The sequence below is a fragment of the Pseudoalteromonas sp. XMcav2-N genome (assembly GCF_024124545.1).
Taxonomy (GTDB): domain Bacteria; phylum Pseudomonadota; class Gammaproteobacteria; order Enterobacterales; family Alteromonadaceae; genus Pseudoalteromonas.
The window spans coordinates 102,771-124,438 of the sequence record NZ_JAMXSF010000007.1; the positions used below are offsets into that span (position 1 = coordinate 102,771).

Annotated in this window: 15 protein-coding genes; 8 read left to right on the forward strand and 7 right to left on the reverse strand. The window is 47.7% G+C overall.

Features of this window, described 5'->3' with window-relative positions; all coding sequences use genetic code 11:
* The first annotated feature begins 97 nt into the window (after nucleotides 1-97).
* The 4 genes from NH568_RS11145 to NH568_RS11160 all read left to right on the forward strand — a co-directional run bounded on the left by NH568_RS11145 (nucleotide 98) and on the right by NH568_RS11160 (nucleotide 4,741).
* The gene (locus NH568_RS11145; protein ID WP_253047210.1) at nucleotides 98-2,131 is read left to right on the forward strand and encodes a S9 family peptidase; all 2,034 of its coding nucleotides are present in this window, start codon (nucleotides 98-100) and stop codon (nucleotides 2,129-2,131) included.
* 190 nt (nucleotides 2,132-2,321) lie between these two features.
* Nucleotides 2,322-3,320 (forward strand): S41 family peptidase, encoded by a 999-nt coding sequence (locus NH568_RS11150; RefSeq protein ID WP_253047213.1) that lies wholly within the window; start codon nucleotides 2,322-2,324, stop codon nucleotides 3,318-3,320.
* A 289-nt stretch (nucleotides 3,321-3,609) separates the two neighbouring features.
* On the forward strand, nucleotides 3,610-4,368 hold the full coding sequence (locus tag NH568_RS11155; protein ID WP_253047216.1) for an alpha/beta hydrolase: 759 nt from the start codon (nucleotides 3,610-3,612) through the stop codon (nucleotides 4,366-4,368).
* Nucleotides 4,369-4,450: 82 nt separating this feature from the next.
* Complete coding sequence (locus NH568_RS11160) at nucleotides 4,451-4,741, forward strand: energy transducer TonB (protein WP_253047219.1); 291 nt, start codon at nucleotides 4,451-4,453, stop codon at nucleotides 4,739-4,741.
* A 593-nt stretch (nucleotides 4,742-5,334) separates the two neighbouring features.
* Here the strand turns inward: NH568_RS11160 and NH568_RS11165 are convergent.
* Nucleotides 5,335-5,688, reverse strand: a complete 354-nt coding sequence (locus tag NH568_RS11165; RefSeq protein ID WP_253047223.1) for a MerR family transcriptional regulator — start codon at nucleotides 5,686-5,688, stop codon at nucleotides 5,335-5,337.
* 81 nt (nucleotides 5,689-5,769) lie between these two features.
* Here NH568_RS11165 and NH568_RS11170 point away from each other — a divergent pair, with 81 nt between their 5' ends.
* On the forward strand, nucleotides 5,770-6,585 hold the full coding sequence (locus NH568_RS11170; protein WP_253047226.1) for an aminotransferase class IV family protein: 816 nt from the start codon (nucleotides 5,770-5,772) through the stop codon (nucleotides 6,583-6,585).
* A 40-nt stretch (nucleotides 6,586-6,625) separates the two neighbouring features.
* Here NH568_RS11170 and NH568_RS11175 read toward each other — a convergent pair whose 3' ends face one another.
* The 4 genes from NH568_RS11175 to NH568_RS11190 form a co-directional block, all read right to left on the reverse strand.
* Nucleotides 6,626-7,228 (reverse strand): hypothetical protein, encoded by a 603-nt coding sequence (locus tag NH568_RS11175; RefSeq protein ID WP_253047229.1) that lies wholly within the window; start codon nucleotides 7,226-7,228, stop codon nucleotides 6,626-6,628.
* The gene (locus tag NH568_RS11180; RefSeq protein ID WP_253047232.1) at nucleotides 7,225-7,713 is read right to left on the reverse strand and encodes a sigma-70 family RNA polymerase sigma factor; all 489 of its coding nucleotides are present in this window, start codon (nucleotides 7,711-7,713) and stop codon (nucleotides 7,225-7,227) included. The genes NH568_RS11175 and NH568_RS11180 overlap by 4 nt, the downstream gene beginning before the upstream one ends.
* A 171-nt stretch (nucleotides 7,714-7,884) precedes the next feature.
* Nucleotides 7,885-10,047 (reverse strand): S9 family peptidase, encoded by a 2,163-nt coding sequence (locus NH568_RS11185; RefSeq protein WP_253047235.1) that lies wholly within the window; start codon nucleotides 10,045-10,047, stop codon nucleotides 7,885-7,887.
* A 203-nt stretch (nucleotides 10,048-10,250) separates the two neighbouring features.
* Nucleotides 10,251-11,123 carry a LysR family transcriptional regulator gene (locus tag NH568_RS11190; protein ID WP_253047238.1) on the reverse strand — a complete coding sequence of 291 codons (873 nt, stop codon included), beginning with the start codon at nucleotides 11,121-11,123 and terminating at the stop codon, nucleotides 10,251-10,253.
* A 101-nt stretch (nucleotides 11,124-11,224) separates the two neighbouring features.
* Here NH568_RS11190 and NH568_RS11195 point away from each other — a divergent pair, with 101 nt between their 5' ends.
* Nucleotides 11,225-11,578 carry a DoxX family protein gene (locus tag NH568_RS11195; protein WP_253047241.1) on the forward strand — a complete coding sequence of 118 codons (354 nt, stop codon included), beginning with the start codon at nucleotides 11,225-11,227 and terminating at the stop codon, nucleotides 11,576-11,578.
* A 44-nt stretch (nucleotides 11,579-11,622) separates the two neighbouring features.
* Here the strand turns inward: NH568_RS11195 and NH568_RS11200 are convergent, their stop codons facing one another.
* Complete coding sequence (locus NH568_RS11200; protein WP_253047245.1) at nucleotides 11,623-12,612, reverse strand: hypothetical protein; 990 nt, start codon at nucleotides 12,610-12,612, stop codon at nucleotides 11,623-11,625.
* Nucleotides 12,613-12,692: 80 nt separating this feature from the next.
* Nucleotides 12,693-13,148 (reverse strand): DUF6326 family protein, encoded by a 456-nt coding sequence (locus tag NH568_RS11205; RefSeq protein ID WP_253047248.1) that lies wholly within the window; start codon nucleotides 13,146-13,148, stop codon nucleotides 12,693-12,695.
* Nucleotides 13,149-13,345: 197 nt separating this feature from the next.
* Here NH568_RS11205 and NH568_RS24200 point away from each other — a divergent pair, with 197 nt between their 5' ends.
* A complete protein-coding gene (locus tag NH568_RS24200; protein ID WP_253047252.1) occupies nucleotides 13,346-14,554 on the forward strand; it encodes a helix-turn-helix transcriptional regulator in 1,209 nt (402 codons plus the stop codon).
* A gap of 212 nt (nucleotides 14,555-14,766) precedes the next feature.
* Complete coding sequence (locus NH568_RS11215; protein ID WP_253047255.1) at nucleotides 14,767-21,636, forward strand: hypothetical protein; 6,870 nt, start codon at nucleotides 14,767-14,769, stop codon at nucleotides 21,634-21,636.
* Nucleotides 21,637-21,668 lie beyond the last annotated feature (32 nt).

Sequence of the window (21,668 nt, forward strand, 5' to 3'; positions counted from 1 at the left end):
GGGTTTTTATCTGCTTTTATCGCGTATTGGATGACATCTGCTGTGAGCTGAATAACTATGTGGCCTTTATTAAAATGATAACAATAGGAGGCTGCCCATGCCTTTTGGACTGAAACGTACTTTGCAATGTTCTTTACTGGCGATTGCAACACTACCCGTATTGGCGCAGGCAAATGCCGGGCTACAGGCTGAAGATATTTTTGAGCTTGAATATGCAAGCGATCCGCAAATATCGCCCAACGGCGAGCAAGTGGTGTACGTACGTAACAGCAACGACGTGATGAAAGATGCCAAAAGACAAAACTTGTGGCTGGTCGATGCAAAAACGGGCGTACAGTCTCCGTTGTTCTCAGACGAAAACCGCTACTATCAGCCGCGCTGGTCACCCGATGGCAGCAAGATCGCCTTTTTGAGTGATGTGTCTGGCAGCACTCAGGTGCACGTGCATTACATTGCGCAAAATCGCACAGCATTGTTGACTCAGTTACAGGCCGGGATCAGTGACTTGACCTGGTCGCCTGATGGTAAATGGCTGGCATTTAGCCAAAAAGTTGAGGAAAAGCCAGCGGTGATTGCCAAGATGCCGGCAAAACCGAAAGGCGCAAAATGGTCCGAGTCGGCCATTGTGATTGATAAGGCCTATTATCAGGCGGATGGACGCGGTCTGGTTAAGCCCGGATATCGACAGATCTTTGTATTGCCCAGTGAAGGCGGCACGCCTCGTCAGCTGACTTCAGGTAACTATCACCACAGTGGTAAACTAGCCTGGCGCAGCGATTCAAAGGGCATCGTGTTCTCGGCAAACCGCATTGCAGACTGGGAATATAAGCGCCTGGAGGGTGACCTGTTTGAAGTTGACTTCGCGGGTAAGATCACGCAATTGACCAATGCACCGGGTCGCGAGCACTCTCCGAGCTTTTCAGAAAATGGCAAGCAGCTGGCGTTCTTGAGCTCATCGGGCGAGCTGAACCCGTATCGCAATCACAAACTAAATATTATGAACTGGCAAAGCAAGCAATCTCGCATGATTGCGAAAGACTTTGACCGTTCAATCCAAAGCCCAAGTTGGATAGGCAGCGCTAAGCTGGCAATGGCTTACGACGACCATGGCATGCGCAAACTGGCCACCATTACTACTAAAGGCAAAATTAAAGATCTTACCAATACGCTGTCAGGCACCACGCTGGGCCGCCCTTATCTGAGCGGTCAGTTCAGCGCCAATTTTGATGGTGAGATTGCTTTTACTAAGGGCTCAAGCTCGCGTCCGGCTGATGTCGCAGTGACAACCAGTAAAGGCAAAGTGAAGTCGCTGACTGCGCTGAACGAGGACTTACTGGCATACAAAACACTGGGTAAAGTGCACGAAATCACATACAAATCATCGTTTGATGGTGAGCAGATCCAGGGTTGGTACATCACGCCACCAAATTTTGATCCGAACAAGAAGTATCCATTGTTGATGGAGATCCACGGTGGTCCACACCTGGCTTATGGCCCACATTTCTCGGCTGAGTTACAACGCTACGCAGCACAGGGTTATGTGGTGTTTTACGACAACCATCGTGGCAGTAGCTCATATGGTGAGCGTTTTGCCATGCTGCTCAAATACAAGTACAGTTCAAAAGAAGACTTTGCCGATCACAACTCTGGTGTTGACGCCATGATTGCCAAAGGCTTTATTGATCAGGATAACCTGTTTATCGCTGGTGGCTCAGCGGGTGGTATCGCGACTGCCTATGCCATTGGCCTGACCGACCGCTTTAATGCTGCTGTTGTTGTTAAGCCGGTGATCAACTGGTTAAGTAAAGTATTGACCGCTGACAGTGGCCTGGTGCAGATCCCCACTCAGTTCCCGGGGATGCCATGGGAGCATGTTGACCATTACTGGGAGCGCTCGCCGCTGTCTCTGGTTGGCAATGTCACTACGCCGACTATGCTGATGACGGGCGAGGAAGACTTGCGTACCCCAATGGCTGAAACAGAGCAGTTTTATCAGGCACTAAAACATCGTAAAATTGACTCTGTGCTGGTGAAAATACCGGGTGCACCGCATGGTATCGCCGGGCGTCCTTCGCGGATGATCAGCAAAATAGAGCACACGCTTGCGTGGTTCGAAAAATATAAAAAATAACGGAAAAGCCGCGTAATGCGGCTTTTTAATGCCTGTTAGCAAAAGACACAATAACCCTGCTGGGGCGCCTTTATTTTGTCCAAGAGTCCTGCGATGCGCTGAAAAAAGCCTGAACAGCGAGAAAAAATGAACGTTTTCCTGAACTGGGCATCTTAACTGCCTGATAATTAATAATTAGAAGGAATTACAAATGAGGCTTATTCAGTACTTTGGCTTACCTCTGGCGATGCTATCTTGTATCAGCAGTGCCAATGAGGCGCTTAACAAGCAGGAAGTTGTCAGCACTTTAGTGAATGAAATTGAAAACAGTTATGTTGAAACAGACAAAATTCCCGGTCTGGCAAAGAGTTTGCATCAACTCCAAGATAAACCAGCCTTTCACGGCGCTGTTACTCAGGATGAATTTGCCGCTTTGTTGTCCACAGAGCTGAAAAAAACCGACCCGCATTTTGGCGTGCAGTGGCGCGATCCGAGCGGTGTTGTGGTACAGAAAAAAAATGAATCCTGGTTCGCTAAACTGGCGCGCAACAACTCTGGCTTTAACAAGGTCGAGATCTTGCCCGGCAACGTCGGGTATATTGACTTCTGGGGCTTTGATAATGTTACGGATGAATCAAAACGCACCGTGGCAGGGGTAATGACGTTTGTGGCCAATGCGGATGCATTGCTCGTTGACTTGAGAAAAAATGGCGGTGGCAGCGGTGAAATGGTACAGCTGATCAGCAGCTATTTTTTAAAGCCCGATACGCATTTAAATAGCATCTACTGGCGCACCACCAATACCACGCGCGAGTTTTACACCATAAAAGAGGTAGCTGCGAAGGCGAATTTGACCATTCCGTTGTATGTGCTCACGAGCAAAGAAACCTTCTCGGCAGCCGAAGAGTTTGCCTACAACCTGAAGCACCTGAGCAGAGCCACGTTGGTGGGTGAAGTTACCAAAGGGGGCGCAAATCCCTGGCAATATTACGAGCTGGGTAACGGTTTCCGGGCCAGCATTCCTATTGCCAAGGCTGTCAATCCTATAACCAAAAGCAACTGGGAAGGTGTCGGCGTGAAGCCGGACATAGTCACGACCAGTGAGACGGCTTTCAATACGGCTTATAAACTGGCGCTCAAAGAAGTCGCTAAGGTCGTTGGTAACGAATATCAGCTGGCCCAGATAAAGGACAAAATAGATACTCTGTAACTGTTTCTTCCCGCAAGTGCCTCCCTGATCGTCACGCACGGCAAAAAGGGAGCACATGCGCAAAATCTTGCTATCAAAAGATGCAGTTTTGACGAAAGCGCCTATTTTTCCAGTTCAATGTCCACAATACCGTCAAAGCACCTTGCTGACACTGAAGTTTGTCGATACTTGTTAAAATGTCCAGCATAAGCAAAGGAGGCAGGTTTGGAGCCGGTTACAAAAATGTGACATTGGACGTTTTAAGGCCGCATAATGCGGCAGTTTATAACGATATAGTTCAGGAGTTTTAATGAAATTGTTAAAAGGATTTGCTCTGGTAGTTGCCTGCTGGCTGAGTACCGCCGCGGCCGACGTTCAACCTGCCAGTGTTTACGATAAAGCCCGTGACAGAGCCATTCCGGTTGAGATCACTTATCCCGAATCTCAGGCACAGTGCAGTGAAAAAGCTCCTTGCCCGGTGGCGTTCCTCGGCGCTGGCTACGGTATGTCGCATACCGATTACACCTTCTTAGCCAAAGTGCTGAATAAGCATGGGTATCTGGTGGTTGCAATCGGGCATGAGTTGCCGGGCGATCCGCCGCTGTCTGTCTCTGGTAATTTGTTTGAAACGCGCAGTGAAAACTGGCAGCGTGGTGCAAAAACACTGGCGTTTCTACACGGTGAATTGCAAAGCAGCATAACTGGGTACGATTTTAATAGTCTAACTTTGGTTGGCCACTCAAATGGGGGCGATATTTCTGCCTGGTTGGGTAATGAAGGCAAGCCCTATGTTAAACAGATCATTACCTTAGACCATCGTCGTGTGCCATTACCAAAAACTAATGATATAAAGGTGCTGTCTATACGTGCCAGCGACTTTCCGGCAGACTCGGGCGTGCTGCCCAGCGAAGCGGAGCAAGTCGAGCTTGGCAGCTGCGTGGTGACCATTCCCAAAGCGCGCCATGATGATATTGCTGACTTTGGCCCTGTCTGGTTAAAAGACAAGATAGTGAAGCTTATTCGTCTGCATCTGGGCGGAAAATCTTGCAAACAATTGCGAAAAGCGTAATGGTCTGGTAGAAAGTACTGTGGCAGTGTGCGAGTCACACTGCGACTTTCAAAACTCATCATAATAATAAGAGCAACTTCAAATGAAATACTTATTAACCGCCCTGTTTACCCTTATTTTTATCGGTGGCTGCACGTCAACTCAGCAGTCAGATCCTCAGATAAAAAATGGCTATGTCCAGATGCAATTCGATATTAACGAGCAAGGCAGGCCCGAGAACATCCGTATTATTGAGTCAAGCCACAATGGTTTATTTGACCAAGAAGCCATACGCTCACTAAAAGAATGGAAATATAACCCTAAAATTGAAAATGGCGCACCCGTCAGACAAACCAACCAAAAGGTGCAGCTGGATTTTGATATCAAAAATTAAGCAGACAATTCGTAAACGAGTTTATTTCGTTTTGTTCCGCGCATAGGCAATGCGACGCGCGGTTCTTCGTTTAGTGCCTATTTGGGATTTGATTTTCATCGGGCACAACAATGCAGCAACAGCGGCCAACAGTGGAGTTATTACAGCGCCCAACAAAATCATGTCGACAGACCGTATGGTAAAAGCAAAGATTGATACAAGCATAATGCTCAGGTTCATTGCGCCTGTTATCGTCCATAAAGCGCCTTTGTGAAGATAAAGTAGCGAACCACATAGTTTACAACGGACTTTTGTATCAAAGATAAGAAGCGATTTCTGCAGCGGAGAAATCCCGTTTTGGGCACAGTCAGGGCACTTCATTCACAATTCCCGTTGAGCAAGATGAGTAATACCAATTTGCTTAATTAAGAGTTCTATTTTGAGGCGAGAAAATATCGTCGATAATAAGGCAAAAAATTCGCTATTTAGTTGTTCTAAATTAGAAATTTTTAACACCGTTAGCGGCATATTTGCTCCTTCAAATTGAACAGGTATTAAGTGAAATTGGTATAACATACTACTTTGATTTAACAACAATGGGTATGGGCGCTGACTTACCCCTGCTCAATCTCTGCTAAAAACTGGCAGAGTATTGCTTTGCTTTCAGCCAGTCGCGCGGCTTTCTCATCAACGACTTTGATTTCGCTGTACAACAGGTTTCTAAGTTCGTCACAGGGCTCAAAAATGGGTCTGTCGCCGCGAATACAAGGTAAAAACTGTAAAATGGTATTGAGTGTCATGCCTGCCGCGCTTAGTAACTGAATACGGGTCAGCGTTTGTACATCGTTTGGTGTGTAATTGCGATAGCCTGACTGGGTCCGCATGGGATGAAGCAAGCCTTGCTCTTCGTAATACCGAAGCATGCGAATGCTGATCCCTGTTTGTTTCGATAATTCGCCTATTTTCATTATGCGTTCTTGACTCTCACAGTGCTGTCAGGGTTTATAGTACTGGCTTCCAAAAAGGGTTTCAAACCGGGAGTTAATTGTATGAAAGAAAATACCTTTACATCGCAAAGTGTGGTCAACGGCACGCTACTTCAGGAGCCACAGATGAGCCAGCTGGCCTTCTCTGGTTTTGCACATTTTACCGCCATGCAGGTACGTGATGGCAGGGTAAAGGGCATGGATCTGCATCTGAACAGGTTACGTCATGCTTCAGTCGAATTGTTTGGTCAGGCATTGTCTGATGCCGAAATCCTGACATCTGTTCGTGCTGCCATCGCTGCGGCGGGCACGGACTTGTCTTTAACGGTTACCTTGTATTCTGCTCATGGTGAGTTCACCCTGGAAAGTATGAACAGCCAGCCGAATGTACTGGTTCGCACTGGTGAACCTGCTAATGGACCGGGCGGACCGCTGAAACTGCTGGCCACGGAATATAGTCGGCCGTTACCTGAAATTAAACATGTCGGCGAAATCAGTAAAACTTACTATCTTCATAGGGCCGCGCAGCAGGGCTATGATGACGCGGTATTTGTGGATGACGCGGGTTACCTGAGTGAAGGGACCATCTGGAATCTGGCGTTTTGGGATGGTGAAGCGGTGATTTGGCCACAGGCTCCAAAACTGCAAGGTACCATGATGAGTATGGTCCAGCGGCAACTACGCTTACTTAATATCGAGCAGCGCACCGAGCCTGTGACATTGGCGAGTTTGCCATCGCTGCGCGGCGCTGTGGTGATGAACTCCTGGACACCGGGTGTGGCGGTGGCAGAAATTTCAGGCCACAGCCTGAGAGAGTCTCAGTCCTTATCTGCGCTTCTTCATCGGGCATATCAGACGGAGCCCGCTCAGGAAATCTAGTGAGCTGAGCCCCGTTGCGCAAGCACTTCGGGGCTTGTGCTTATTCGTCATTGAGTTCACTAAGTTGCTGTTCGACGCGCGCCAGTAAAGGTCCAAACCTTTTCTCGGCGGCGCGTTTATTCCAAAAGTAGATCCCCACCATGCCAAACAGCACGATCAGGTAATACAATTGCATGTGCGTATCGAGTTGAATAGTCCCTTTGTCATCCATATTGGCGCCCAGCGTGATCAGCATGACACTGACAAAAATGGGCGTAATGTACCACCATACTATGCCCTCCAGGAGTTGCTTTTGCTGAGCCAGCCTTTGCTGCTCCTGATGTAAATATGCTCGGATGCTGTCATCTTTGCAGGGGGAAATACGTCGGGCTTTGAGCAGTTTATAAGGGATATACAGGCTTGTCAGGGTGGCCAGAACACAGCCTAAAGACTGGACCCAGTTTAAGCTAATGGTGAGGCCGTACAGCCAGACAGGGATAAGCAACAATGAAATGGAGATTTCCATAAAATCGCGCACTTTAATATCACGCTGATATTTCTTTGTTTTAGTCTTAAGCTCATCGACCTGCAACGCCAGTTTTGCTTCTGAGCTGCTGGTTTCAATTTGCTGTTCAAAGTTGTGCTTTAGATCATCCAGTTTCATGACTCGTCTCCTACAAAGTTTTGTTCGAACTCACGTTTAATGCGCTTTATCCGCGAGCGCACCGCGTTGTCGCTTATCCCTAATACGTGTGTAATGTCTTCCGACTTGAGGCCATCCAGATACATCATCAGCACGCCGGCATCGATATCACTGAGTGTGTCCATAAATTGATTAAGAATATCGGCCTGACAGCCGGCATGTTCAGCTTGAGGTTGCTGTCCAAAGTGCCTCGAAACGGATTGTTTAATGTCATTGTGCTTAATTCTGGTTTTGACAAAGGTGTTGGCCGTATTCAGCGCCACTTTATACACCCAGGTACCGATGGAGGACTGCCCCGAAAAGCTTTCATAACTGCGCCACAATTGCAGCAGGATCTCCTGATACATATCATCGCGCTCTAGGGGGCCGCCATAGCGTGAAGCGATATACCGTATTCGCCCGTCGTTTTCAGTGAGCATTTGTTCGAATGAAGGTTGTGTGTTCACTATGTCCCTGCTTTTTGTTGTTGATGTTATTAGGTTAGTAGTGCTCAGGACCTGAATGTGTCACAGACTGTCAAAAAAAGTGCAGCGAATCTGAATAGGAGAGGCATGCCATAACCTTAGATACGGGCTATGGCATGTATCCCCGGTTGAACACCCGGGGAAGCGCGTGTATTACAGTTTGCCCTCAGCCAGGCCAATGATAAAGCCATAGCTCAGTGCGGTATCATGAATGCGCTTAAAACGGCCCGATGCGCCACCGTGCCCGGCAGACATATCGGTTTTTAACAATAAAGTGTTGTTGTCCGTTTTATATTCGCGAAGCTTGGCAACCCACTTGGCAGGTTCAAAGTACTGCACCTGAGAATCATGCAAACCGGTTGTGACGAGCATGTTCGGGTAATTTAGTGCACTGACCTGATCATAAGGAGAGTAAGAGCGCATATAGTCAAAATAGACTTTGTCATTCGGGTTACCCCACTCGTCATACTCATTGGTTGTCAGTGGTAACGACTCGTCCAGCATGGTGTTGATCACGTCGACAAAGGGCACTGCCGAGTGCACGCCATGGTACAGCTCAGGTTCCTGGTTGATCACTGCGCCCATTAGCAGACCGCCTGCGCTGCCACCGCGGGCATATAAACGTTTTGGATCGCCATAGCCTGACTTAGTCAATTCCTTAGTGACATCGATAAAATCGTTGAAGGTATTCATTTTGTTTAGCTTTTTACCATCCTCATACCAAGGTCTGCCTAACGCCTGAGAGCCACGAATGTGAGCAATGGCATAAACAAAGCCCCGGTCCAGCAGGCTTAACGTACTGACACGGAAGTAAGGGTCGCGAGTTGAACCGTAAGAACCATAACCATATTGCAGTAGTGGATTGGTCCCATCTTTTTTGAACATGGCTTTTTTGTAGACCAGTGTGACGGGGACTTTCACGCCATCTCTGGCTGTAATGAACAGGCGCTCGGAAGCGTATTCATCGGCATTAAAATCGCCCAGTACCTTTTTTTGCTTACGCTGCGTTTTTTCCAGTGTTTTCAGGTCGATGTCATAGATGGTCTCAGGCGTTGTCATACTCTCGTAGCTTACCCTGACAAAACTGCTACCCAGCTCCCGGTTGCCAGCCATCTCAGCCATATAGGCCGGATCATTAAACGACAGGGTTTTATGTGAGCGAGTTTTTAAATCAAGCACGTTCAGGGTGCCTACGCCCTCAACCCGCGATTGATACACCAGGTGATTGTCAAACAGTTCAACGTCTTCCAGCTTCGCCTCAGGGTTGTGGGCTATTATGGTCTTCCATTTACGTTTATCCGACACTTCATCTTTGTGCGCTTTCATAAGCTTAAAGTTGACGGCATTGTCGTTGGTATAGACAAAATAATAGTCGCCTTGTTTGAGCACATTGTACTCATGCCCTTTGGTTCGAGGCAGCAGGCGATACGGCTGTGCTTGTTCGTTGTTGGCATCAATAACGGACAGGCCCTTGGCTTCTGTGCTGTCGTGGACAATGTAAATTTCACTGCCGTCTTTGCTTCTTTCCAGGTAGGTGTAATAGGTATTGTCTTTTTCTTCATACACCAGTTCATCCTGTGACTGGTCCTGGCCCAGCACATGGCGATATACCTGATAACCGAGTAAAGTCACAGGGTCTTTCTTGATGTAATAAATACTGCGGTTGTCATTGCCCCACTGGATACTGTCGGCAGCGCCTTCTAGTTTGTCGGTGTAAATCTCTCCGGTTTCAAGGTTTTTCACACTGACCGTATAGATGCGACGACTTAGCGTATCTTCTGCAAAAGCCATGAGCTTGCCATTCGGGCTGACGCTTAGTGCACCGAGGCCATAGTAAGACTGGCCCTCAGCCCGTTGATTGGCATCAAAAAGCTGAGTTGGTTCGGTACCGTCCGCATGTTTACTGCGGTAGTAAATGCGATATTCCTGGTTGCCCTTTACTTCACTGAAGTAGTAGTAGTCACCGCGTTTATACGGCACACTGCGGTCATCTTTCGCGATTTTACTTTTTATTTCTTCAAATAAGTCTTTGCGTAATGACTCTATGGGGGCCAGCTTTGCATCTGCATAGCGGTTTTCCTGCTCAAGATGAGACAGCACTTTCTCTGAGCTACGGGTGTCGTCGCGTAACCAGTGATAGTTATCAACCAGTTCATAGCCATGGATCAGGGTGACGTGAGGAATTTTTTGTGCAATTGGAGGCTGAACTTGCTGCTGGCTTACCTGAGTGTCTGTGTTTTGCTCTGTCACGGTCTGGCTGCACGCGCTGGCCAGCATAATCGCACCTGCAATGGCGCTGAATTTGAGAGTTGTCATGTCTGTCCTTTTTGACATTCGGGGTGTGCCCCGGTTGGTCAGTAAAATGAGCGGGTGCTCAAATGTATTTAGCTTGATTGTTGTCGGATTGTAATCTCATCTTTAACAAAAGTACAAAGGGCCTGAGACAAGTGGGGAGGTTTGACGGGTAGGTGAAAGGAGTAGGGAGCCAGCGCGGTTCTGATAATTAAAAATTTGGCAATTTAGTTGGTAAAATATTCATGAAGAAAATCAAGCATAGTGCGCAATCTCGTTGGCATAAACTCGGTGTTCTTGTAGAGCGCGTACATCGGCAGTGTGTGACCTTGCCTGTTTTCAAATAAGTTAATGAGCGTGCCGTCAGCGAGATGTGCATCAACCATCCAGTTTGGCATGGCAGCAATGCCTAATCCTGAAAGGGCTAATTTAACAATCATTTCCGGACTGTCAGATCTGATATGTTCATTAACAGTGTAGTGTTTGTTATCTAACTGCCAGATATTAGAGGGCTTACTGAGAGAATAGGTGATGCATTGATGGTTTTTAAGGGCTTGCGGAGTAGATGGCGTGCCATAACGTTTTAGGTATTGAGGCGCTGCGAAGTAGCAAGCGCTGTGGTCCAGCAACTTCTTTGCCTTTAGCCCTGAGTCTTTTAACGCTGAAGCCCGGATTGCGATGTCTACGTCGTCATTTATCAGGTCTGCGTGTTGATCACTCACACTGATATCCAGAGTGACTTCAGGATAACGGCGCATAAACTCACAAAGCGGCTCCGCCAGGCGCTGCGTTGCAAAAGCGCTGGGAGCAGAGATTTTAATATGGCCACTGATCTGTGTTTGCTCATCACGGATCTGGTGCTCCACTTCACTCATAGTATCAAGCAGCGATTGGCTGTATTTTAGATATGCCTTTCCTGACGAGGTCAGTGAAATAGCGCGAGATGTCCTGTGGAAAAGAGTAAAACCAAGGTGTTGCTCAAGCCAGGCGATTTTTTTACTTACCGCACTTTGTGTCATATTGAGTGTATTTGCTGTGTGGGTAAAGCTGCCTCTTTTAGCCACTTCGGTAAATAGCTTAATACAAGTAAGTTTGTCCATACCCATTCCATTTTGGAATACCATCTAGGTAAACAATACTATTCATTGTGTGTAATTGGAATGCTCTAATATATCTCCTTAACCCTATTAGGAGGATATTAATGGTTATAATTGCTACTCTGTTGGCTATTTTCTTTATTCTGGCCGGCTCTCAAAAGATTTTTGCCTGGAGCGCTGCCGTGTTCAAAATACAAAGTGAATTTTTCAGGCGATACGGGCTTGGCAGAGGACACATGTATGGGATTGGTATCATTGAATCAACCGCTGCCGGATTGATCATTTTTGCCATACTGACCAATCACGAAATAGCACTACAGCTAGGTTCGGCTTTGATCCTGATAACCTCTGTTGGTGCATGTTACTTCCATTTCAAATATGACACATTCAAAGACGCCATTCCTGCGATACTAACCGGATGTGGTTCCATGTTTCTGTTTGTATCGGGGTTACTGTAGTTTGAAAAAAGGCTCCATAATGGAGCCTGTGATGGTCGGTGACATCATGCTCTGGCCAGTTTCTTCAACGCAGAGCGGGCTTTTTTCTTGAGGCGTTCACTCAGTGTTTCAGTAATGACTTCGTTCAAAAGCTGTTTTGCAACTGCGGTTTTGCTGCGATCTATCGCAATTTCGGCCAGTCTGAATTTGACCTGGCTTTTATCTGGCATATCGTAGTGGTGCGACGCTTCATCCAGATACTGCCGTAATGCCGCTTCACCCTCATCATGGTGTTTACCCAGTTGCTGGCTGAGTACACCAATGAGCACCAGTGAATGGTTTCTGGCCTTTTCCTGCTGAGTGGTCGCTGTTTTCATGGTCGCAGCTTTGCGGAACTGGCGTAAAGCTTCTTCGCTCTGGTCAAGCTCGCGATATACCTGACCCAGAGTGTAAAAGAATCTAGGCTCTGCAGCATATTGTTTCTGTCCGATGGCAATTAAGCGAGCGAACTCATCATGTTCACCTGTTTTACCTAACAGATGCAAGCGAGTAAGGAAGGCTTCAGAAGGGGCGATTTTTTCTAATTCGTTTATATGTGTCAGAGCGGCCTGTTCATCGCCACCAAACATGGAAGGGGCATTGATATAAAACTTGATCAGTGCAGTGCGATATTCTGTATTTTCCGGGGCCAATTCCACAGCTTTGATGAACGATGCTTTGAGCTTTTTAATATAACCAGAGACACTGAAAATACTTGCTTGCTCGGCAATTTTGGCGACCACTTCAACATGGGCAAAATAGAGCTCTGGATTGTTTGGGTGCTGAGCGAGTGCATCTTCTATATGTCGTAGCGCAACTTCATCTTTATCGCTTTTCAGCGCAATACGTGCCAAAAGCATCGGCTTGTGATAATCAGAGGTCTGCTGTTGCAGCAAAAGAGACTGCGCAAGGCGTAGATTGCCTTTTTCAAATTCTGCCCGTCCCTGTTCAATACTGGCAGTAGCTGTAGTGCTGAAAATTAGCAGTGCAAGGGGCATCAGTCGTGTGTTATTCATGTGTATGTTTCCTTCTAAGTATCTAAAATAACTAGTGTTGATTTTTAACATGTCGCTCAGTGAACGCGCCGGTTTGTGGCTTAATTGACAGGGCCTCCTATTGGGTGTTCGGCAGGGGCATGCCAACGGATGGCTGTCCAGGCAATGGTTAAAAGTAAGCTAAGTTGAATGGTGGCCAGAAACAGGTAAAAAGGATCGGTTTCCACACCGCCCAGTACAAACACAAAGGTGAGCGGGACGGCCACAAAGTTACAAAACCGGTTTATTCTGTAGCCGAGAAACTGGGATAAAAAAATCATCATAATGGGAATTTCGATGAGTATGGCACTGACCAGTAGCAGTGGCTGTGATAGTTTGACTGTGCCGGAATAGCCACTCATCAATGTCTCAATGACGCCAGGCGTGATAAAAGCCGAGACAAAGGCCAGGATATCGGCATAAACCATATTGAGCATCACCAGCAACCAAAGCGTTGCAAGTTTAATGCGAATACGGCCATCGGGTATTTCGCTAGCGGTTGAATTTGGGTTTGTCATACGTGGTTCCTTAGTTCATATTGGGGTCCATGTAAAAAGGTTTGCCCGGTTATATTCAGGTAGCACTCAGACTAACTGCTCTGGGCTAAGGCGTCGTCCCAGCGTAAAGGCGCGGACAGTTTTGCAAAAAAGAAAAATTAAAAGTAAATAAAACAATTAACTACGGATAACTTTGTTTCAACTATCAGGGGAGAGAAGTGGCTGAACCTATTGTGTTGGTGCTTACGGCGATGCTAATTGGGCAAGTCGCCTTGAGTGTACCTGTGTTGCTGATCAAACAGTCAACACGTGCTTATCGAATACCGCTGGTGGTATTTCTCAGTGCTTGTGGCGTGCTGGCTTTGAATGCAATCGTGCCGGTTGTTTTACCTGACTGGTATCAGGCTTATACGGTTATTGGTTTTCCTGTGCTCTTTGTGCTTTGCCCTGCGTTACGCCTTTATATAGAGGGGATCACGACACACAAAAGCCGGACTTTGTATAAACTGAATCCAAAAAAGTTCGTTTTGTTATGGCCCGCAATAGTGGTTGCAAGCATCATTGCTATCTTGCCATCACATCAGCATCAGGCACTATTTATCACCGATGAAACACCCGCGGGGCTGCATGCTGTGGGATTGGCTGGCGCGATGCTGGCCCTGATATGTGCCTGGCTGGTTGAATGTGGGCTGACCGTAGTGGCGATAGCAAAACGTCTGGTGGTATTCAGGACTGAACTAAAAGCCCATTACTCTAACCTGGACGACTCCAGGATATTCGCGACAAAACGGCTTGTGTTTATATCCATGTGTATCTGGGTGTTAGCGCTGAGCTGCGCTTTTCTGTCCAGCCTGTTTGGACATGCCTTATTGACGCTTGGCGCTGAAATACTGACTGCATTGATACTGATCTGGAGTCTGACCTTTTTTGCTATGCAACAAACCACGCCATTGCTTATTCCCGAGCTGGATAATGAGATAAACAGTGGGAATGCTCAGGGTACACCAGGTACACCAGGTACACCAGGTACACCAGGTACACCAGGTACACAGGATACACTCAATAAGTATCATAAATCGGCTCTGAATAAGGAACGCTCCGCCCGGATAGTCAAAAAAGTCACCTCAGCGATGCAGGATGATAAGCTGTATCTGGATGCCGAACTGACGCTACAAAAGCTTTCCGATGCAAGCGGCGTTTCAACCAACTACCTGTCTCAGGTGTTAAACGAAACACTGAAAGTGAACTTCTTCGACTTTGTGAATCACTGGCGCATCGAGGCGGCGAAAGCGCGTTTACTGGCTGGCACAGAGTCAGTGTTACATATTGCACTTGAGGTTGGGTTTAACGCCCGCTCTTCATTTTATAAGGCATTTAAAAAGGAAACGGGGCTGACGCCGAGTGAGTATAGACGAGTCGGCAAGTGAATAGCTTATAATGATGAGCCATGGTCTGTAAGCCTGTTATTGGGTATTTTGACTAAAAGAGTCGCAGGGTAATTTTCTACCATTGATCGGGAACCATACAAAAGTCAATGTAATCACTGGCTTATAAACTTTTCATCTTGAAGTTGTTTCTTAAAAGGGTATAATTGGCTGGATTTATTTCCCTCTTATGCTTCAAGGATTAAGTTTAGCTCATGGAATCGTTCCGTTATTTTTCCCGTCTCTTTTTTATTATTCTGACTATAAATACGCTGGTTGCGTGTGGTGGTAGCAGCAGTAGCAATGAAGCTCAGCAACCCACCTTAAAGCCGATGGTCGTTGAGGTCACAGGTAATAACGAAGTCGCAGAATTAACTTCGCACACCTTAACCTCAAGTGTTGATAACTCCTCTGGCGCAGTAACTTATCAATGGCATTATGAATCAGAACTGGCGCTGGACGTATCGGACCTGACGCAGTCGAGTCTGACTGTAACCAGCCAGGATATTGAAGCAGATGGCGATGCGGTGTTTACGTTAACCGTAACGGATGAGTTGGACAGGACAGTGCAAGCCAGTCATACCATTGTATTCAAAGCAGGTGAGTCGGTGACTGTTTCAGTAGTCGGTCCTGAAAAGGTCACAGATGCTGACACAGTGACATTTGAAGGGCAGGCTGACGGTCTGGAGGTGGTCAGTTATCAGTGGCAACATGACAGCGAGCTTGAGCTAACCCTCTCAGGGCAAGAATCAGCAATGTTGACGGTGGCAACACCTACATTGTCCTCACCTGTGGTTGTGACTTTTACCCTTTCGGTGAAAGATGTACATGGGCGTACTTATCAGTTTGCACACGTTGTCACATTTGCTGCAAACAGCACCGGACCATCAGACTCCGAGCCAAATAAAGCACCCATTGTCAGTATTGAAGGGGCTGACCAAGCCCGTGTGCAAGACACTGTAATACTCAGTGCGAATGCCAGCGACCCGGATGGGAAGATTAGTCAATACCAATGGTCTTCGGATAGCAGCCTGCCACTGCAATTGTCAAACGTTCATACACCTGAGCTTAGCTTTACTGTTCCACAGATAAATGAACCACAGACTGTTACCTTTACGCTTGTGGTCAGTGATGATCAGGCGCTGTCGGCTCAGGCTACCCATTTGGTCAAGTTACTTCCTCTACCAAATCGTGCCCCCGAAGTGACCTTGGTGTCCCCAGTGCAAGTGATGGAAAACCAAAGTGTGACTATTACCGCACAAGCGAATGATCCTGACGGTGTAATTAGTCACTATGACTGGGGCTACGAAGGTGATGTATCACTCAGTATTGGCGACAATCCGGGGGCTGAATTGGTACTCAGCCACATGGACGTTAGGCGGGATACAAAGCTGAACATATTTGTCATCGTGACGGATGATGACGGTGCTCAAAGCCGTACAGAGACAAATATAACAGTACGTGCCCTACCAGAGGTGTCTATAAACGTGGGGTCGCAGGCACTCATAGAGCAGCAACCTCTCACCCTGAGTGCACAACTTTATGACCCTCATAACCGGGTAGCCAGCTATACCTGGACACATAACGGTAAAGACTTGCTAAGTGCTGAAGGGGATCTTAGCGAGCAAATGACGTTACAAAGTGCTGATATTCAGGAAGACTTACCTGTTACAGTAAGTCTTATGGTCAAAGATACTCTGGGTAATCAGGTACAGGCACAGACAGAGCTGACAATTCAGGCGCGCAAGCATGTGTTGACCATTTCAGGTGAGGTATTTGCTAAGGAACTCCCCGTCAGCAATACCCGAGTGACCGCACAGGTCAACGACGTTGCGCAGACTGTGGCAGTCGATGAAGCAGGGCGTTACGCCCTGACATTGGATCTGGATGAGTCGCAAGCGAATGCCATGATTGTATTAACAGCACATCAAGAGAATAACCCCATGCGTGCAGCGGCTTCTGTGCTGGGGGAAGTAAAGCACCTGATTGCGCTTGGGGGGGACGACAAGGTCCTGACAGAAGAGGAGTTGTTTGCTGTCAATATCAACGCGGCAACGACCGCAGAATTTGCGCTACTGCAAAGCAACCTGGGGCTACCAATCACCCAGCAGCAATTGCGTAAAGCGCGTGCGAGTTTGGACCCGACTGAAAAACGCGCCTTAACGGGGCTGTTTTATGACTTCAGTCGCGTGTCTGAACGAAATTTAAACCTGCCCAATGGTTATCCGGATCTTGTCGCCCTGGCAAAAAATTTACGCGCGACCAAACGTCAGTTACGTCAATACCAGCGTGAATATGGTGAAGCCGCTGACAGAGTACGCCATCAGGTTGCCCAAAACCCAAATTTGTTCGAGCCTGCCAAAGCGGTGCCTGAGGGCCGCTATTTGTTGAGTGAACTGAGCTATTTCAATGGCTTTGCTGCGTCGCTGACATTGAATAAGGACGGAACCGGTGTACTGAACGCCACTGCAAGCGTACCTTTTAACTGGTCTCAGGTGGAGTCAGATATCCTGCTTACACTCAGCCAGTCACTCGGCATCTATCGTAACGGGGTTGCTGCGCAGCCTGATTATTTTGCTGAACAATTGCATCTGTCACTGAGCAAAGACCCGGATGGCAACCTTGCTGCAAGCGTGAGTATACCTGGCAGCCAGAGTGCACCATGGTTCACCCGTTTGGTAGCCGTGGATGATATATCGGCGTATTCAGCAAGTGACTTTTTTGGCCAATGGTCAATGAGTTTTGCTCACCCTGCAAGCCAGGAACACCACTATGATATAAACCTGTTTAGCGATGGCTCGGCGCGCGTTGAGTCGGGTGTTACGACTGATTTTACACACTGGCAGTTTCAGGGCGCGCAACTTGAACTTACCCTGGACACTGCACCTTACCGCATGTACATACTCAGAGAGTTTCCCCTAGGGTATCAGCTGCTGATTGAGTACGACGCCGGACAAGGTAAAGTCATGGTGCCAGGCGTGATGGTACGCCATCAAAAAACCAGTTTCGACGAGCTTAACTACACTCGCACCTGGAACCTGCTCTTCAGACAAGGTGAAAGCGAAGTGTTCAGCATTGATGAAGATAATCACTACCATTACCTCTGGCGCCGCAATGTTTGGGGCGACAAACAAGACGGCAGGCTGGTGCAGCAACGTTTTGAATTTGCAGGTATAGATACTCCCTGGTGTGATGTATCTTTGTTACAGTGCGAAGCCAAACTAACCGCCGCGTATCGTCTGCTAAGCGTTCAGGACGACCTAATCGCGGTGGAGTATGCAACGGCCAGCAATCCGTTGAGTGCTGAGGTGTCTAAACGTCATCTGTACGTGTTCGAGTTAAGCGATGATGTGCTGAGCACACCTCGATTGACCGATGGCATTTTTAAGGCCAGCAGCAGCGGTGCATTTGCTGGCACAGCCAGTTTATATGGCCTGACTGAACAAGGCGTGGTGCATCTGCAGGGAGGTCAGCATTGCGAACCTTTCTCTCCACAACCCTACTGTGCAGAGGCAATCTATATAGGTGAGCAAAAGTACTGGGCTTCTATGGCCGGTGAAGACATTAAACTTGAAACAATTGACCGTAACACAACACGTTACTTAACACTGACCGATGCAGATCAGCAGGGTATCACTTTGTGTTTACGCGAAGATCTGGATCTGCAGAGCTGTACTGAGACAAATTCACTTTATTATCAGTTTTTAGCCCCAAATCTGGATATTGAGTATGTGGTGTCGGGTGAGGGGACCATACAGCCTTCGGTGAATACGGTTCGCTATAAACAAAGCTTTGAGATCTTGACTTTACCAGAGCAAGGCTTTGAGCTTGACGAGATATCGGGTTGCCAGGGCGTGCTCAAAGAAAGCGACAATGGCACTTTACTGTATTCAGTGACTGAGCCCCAACAGAGCTGCACCATTAACGCCAGCTTTAAGCGCACCGCGCCACATGTTGGCAGGAATGTCGTGCTTGTGAATAATGGAGATGTCCCGCATAGCTGGTATATGGATATCCATCGCAATGGCACAGGCACTTTGACAACCCGAACACACGTTGTTGATTTTACGATTACCCAACAGAGCGAGTCTGTCTATGTTGCACGTTTGAATGGCGGCCGAACCGTGTCTGTGCGCGATGGCCAGGGCAAAACGCACATTGTCACAGGATTTGCATTTGAGTATCAACCGGACGGTGCTTATCTGAGCTGGCACCATGACACTGTGTTCAAACGCACGGTATTTACGACTCAGATCCAGTTTGCTAAAGACCTTGAAGCGCTTGCTATCGATCCACAAGTATTGGCAGGACAATGGGCGCTGACTTTTGGCGAGTATGCCGAGTCGCAGCAAACACATACTCAGCAGCACTTGTTATTTAACCTGAATGCTGACCACACGGGTGAGCTACGTGCGGGAGAGCAGACTCCCTGGGCACAACAACATGAACTGAACTGGTCGCTGACAGAGCAAAACCGACTGCGACTGTCTGCACGATCTGGCACCCTGATAGCCGAGTTTAAATTAATTCGTCAATCCAAATGGGGCTATCAGTTCGTGATTGAGGATGTTAAGAAGACCAGCTCGGGATATCACAATGACTGGTTTCAACATGGTGCCGGTTTGCTTATCAAGCGCGAAGCGCAGCCACTGCAACTGGCGCAACTGGCAGGTAAGTGGCGCTATCAGTCTGCGAATCAGAGTGATGGTTTTGAGTTGTATACAGATGGTACATACCGCACCAGTAAGTTTAATGGTGCAGAGCGGGCGTCTGTAAGTGGTTCGACTTTATCTGTGTCTGCCGCGTATAACACTGAGCTTGAGATGTTCGATCCGATTTGCAGTATCGATGACCCTCAGTGTGTATTGGGATACCACAAAACGTACACCGTACTCAGTAAGCAAGACGATACGCTATTTGTGCTGATCAATGAAAGCTTAAGCAATTCTGAAGCTGTGATCCGCCAGTTTGAACTGGATAACAACCCCGGTTTGACACAGTTTGAAGCGCAATTTTTCCGTGCTGAGCTTGAACTTGAAGTCGGTATTGATACGCCTTCTTCTAATTATTTATATGAAGTAACGGCACAGCAAACGCGCTACTGGCGATTCTTTGAACGAGAGCATGAACAGGGCATCAAGCAGTATTTGTTTATTGAGGGAGAAGGTGCCACTGAGGTTGCTATTGAGCAGGGTAAACTGCTTTTTGGTGATGCACAGCAATATCAGCTTGAAATCATAGAGAGCACAAGCGAAGGGGTTTTGGTGTGTCGCTATACGCGGGGCAATTACTGTCAAGTAGCTGATCAGCACTTTCTTCGCTACGAGGTACCGGCCTATGAGGTGACATTAGATGTGGGTCCTGGCGGAGAGGTTGTAACCGACATATCCGGTTCTTACATCTTATACGGCAGGCGGATAGGTGTTGAGATCTCATATCAGCAAGATCAGGTATTGTCCTCTTTATCTGGGTGTGATCTGTCCTTTGACTATGAAAATGAGCGGGTGTTGCATTTTTACGGCCCGGGGCTTGCCAGTGCTTGCCACATCAGCGCACGGTTTGAACCCTGGCTCGGCAGCCAATCTGCACGGCTGGAAATGACCGATCCGCTCCTGGGTGCCTGTGTTGATCAATACAATGAGGCTCCCGACAGGCATATCGAGTTTAGAACGCATTTGTCCTGCGATGGACAAGATAATCTGACACTGACGGATATTTCCGGTCTGGCGCAGTTTTCGCAGCTGACTTCTTTGCAGCTGCGTAATGCGGCACAGATCAGCCCGTCAGCCTTGGCCGAGCTTAATACTCTGATTCAGATAAATGAGTTATCACTAAGTGATACTGCTATTACAGAATTGGACCTAAGTGGTATGAGTGGTTTAGAGAAACTCAGCCTTGCGTTGCCTGAGCTTACAGCACTCACCTTGCCACAAGAGAGTGCATTGACCTCGTTGTCCATAACACAAGGCGGCCCGGCTGGTCTGGCACTGAGTGGGCAAACAAGTTTGACCAGGCTCGACCTGTCTGGCAGTGCAATAAGTCGGTTGGATCTCAGCGGATTACAAAACCTGGCCTCGCTCGAGGCAAGCAACAGTCAGCTGGAAGAAATTACTTTTGTGGATGCGACTTTGCCAGTCGAAAAGCTGTGGCTGGACAACACGCCTCTGAGTCATTTGGAGCTGAGCAGTTTTCCTCAACTAACTCACGCCAAACTCGACCATACTCAGCTATCGGCTTTGGATATCACCGAAAATCGTGAAATATATCACTTGAGTGCTCAGCATACGCCGCTTGAGTACTTTGTTTCAGCGCGAAATGTGCCGCTGAAAAAGCTTATCTTGTCAAGCACACAACTGACCAGCATAGCGTTAACGACCATGCCAGCGCTGGATTGGTTAGAGATTGATAACGCACGTTTAACCACGCTGGATCTGAATGGATCGCACGTTGAGCACCTAAGTGCCAAGGGGAATCAGCTGACTTCGCTGACAGTGCCTGATGATGCTAAATTACGCCGTCTGTGGCTGGACGATAATCAGATAGCAAGTGTCAATTTACCAGAGGATAATCCGTGGTTGTATATTCTCAGCCTGTCGGGTAATCAGTTGTCGACGTTTGAGACTTTGGGTCCCCAGAACCTGAATTCACTGGATTTGTCACATAATCCTCTGACGCAATTTGGTGTTAGACTGAATTCTCGGCTACATACCCTGGACTTGTCATACACGCAGCTGGAGGAAGTGGATATTGCGTCTTTGAATGAGCTGCACACTTTAGTGATAAAACATACACCGATATCACAACTGGCACTTGAGGCACGATTTAAGCACCTGGATATAAGTAATACTGAGGTGACTGAACTGCACCTGCCTGATGGCATGGAAAACACAGAGATATATTTTGCAGACAATAACCTGAGCAGTCTGACTGCAACAGGCAGTCAGCGAAATATCAGGCTGTTTCTTGAGGGGAGCGAATTGAGCGACCAGGCCAGAGAGTTTTTGATCATTAATCAAGGGCAGATCCGGGGATTTCTGTGCCGTGATTTAGCGGTACCGGCTGAATGTACAATCCTTACGCGTTAATGCTTGCGGGCCTTCGCGAAAACCTCTGGTAT

Bases quoted from the DNA above. Each gene is read 5' to 3' on its own strand.
- NH568_RS11145 (WP_253047210.1), top strand. From the start codon at position 98: ATGCCTTTTGGACTGAAACGTACTTTGCAATGTTCTTTACTGGCGATT.
- NH568_RS11215 (WP_253047255.1), top strand. From the start codon at position 14,767: ATGGAATCGTTCCGTTATTTTTCCCGTCTCTTTTTTATTATTCTGACT.
- NH568_RS11195 (WP_253047241.1), top strand. From the start codon at position 11,225: ATGGTTATAATTGCTACTCTGTTGGCTATTTTCTTTATTCTGGCCGGC.
- NH568_RS11185 (WP_253047235.1), bottom strand. From the start codon at position 10,047: ATGACAACTCTCAAATTCAGCGCCATTGCAGGTGCGATTATGCTGGCC.
- NH568_RS11190 (WP_253047238.1), bottom strand. From the start codon at position 11,123: ATGGACAAACTTACTTGTATTAAGCTATTTACCGAAGTGGCTAAAAGA.
- NH568_RS11200 (WP_253047245.1), bottom strand. From the start codon at position 12,612: ATGAATAACACACGACTGATGCCCCTTGCACTGCTAATTTTCAGCACT.
- NH568_RS11165 (WP_253047223.1), bottom strand. From the start codon at position 5,688: ATGAAAATAGGCGAATTATCGAAACAAACAGGGATCAGCATTCGCATG.
- NH568_RS11205 (WP_253047248.1), bottom strand. From the start codon at position 13,148: ATGACAAACCCAAATTCAACCGCTAGCGAAATACCCGATGGCCGTATT.
- NH568_RS11155 (WP_253047216.1), top strand. From the start codon at position 3,610: ATGAAATTGTTAAAAGGATTTGCTCTGGTAGTTGCCTGCTGGCTGAGT.
- NH568_RS11150 (WP_253047213.1), top strand. From the start codon at position 2,322: ATGAGGCTTATTCAGTACTTTGGCTTACCTCTGGCGATGCTATCTTGT.
- NH568_RS11175 (WP_253047229.1), bottom strand. From the start codon at position 7,228: ATGAAACTGGATGATCTAAAGCACAACTTTGAACAGCAAATTGAAACC.
- NH568_RS11160 (WP_253047219.1), top strand. From the start codon at position 4,451: ATGAAATACTTATTAACCGCCCTGTTTACCCTTATTTTTATCGGTGGC.
- NH568_RS11170 (WP_253047226.1), top strand. From the start codon at position 5,770: ATGAAAGAAAATACCTTTACATCGCAAAGTGTGGTCAACGGCACGCTA.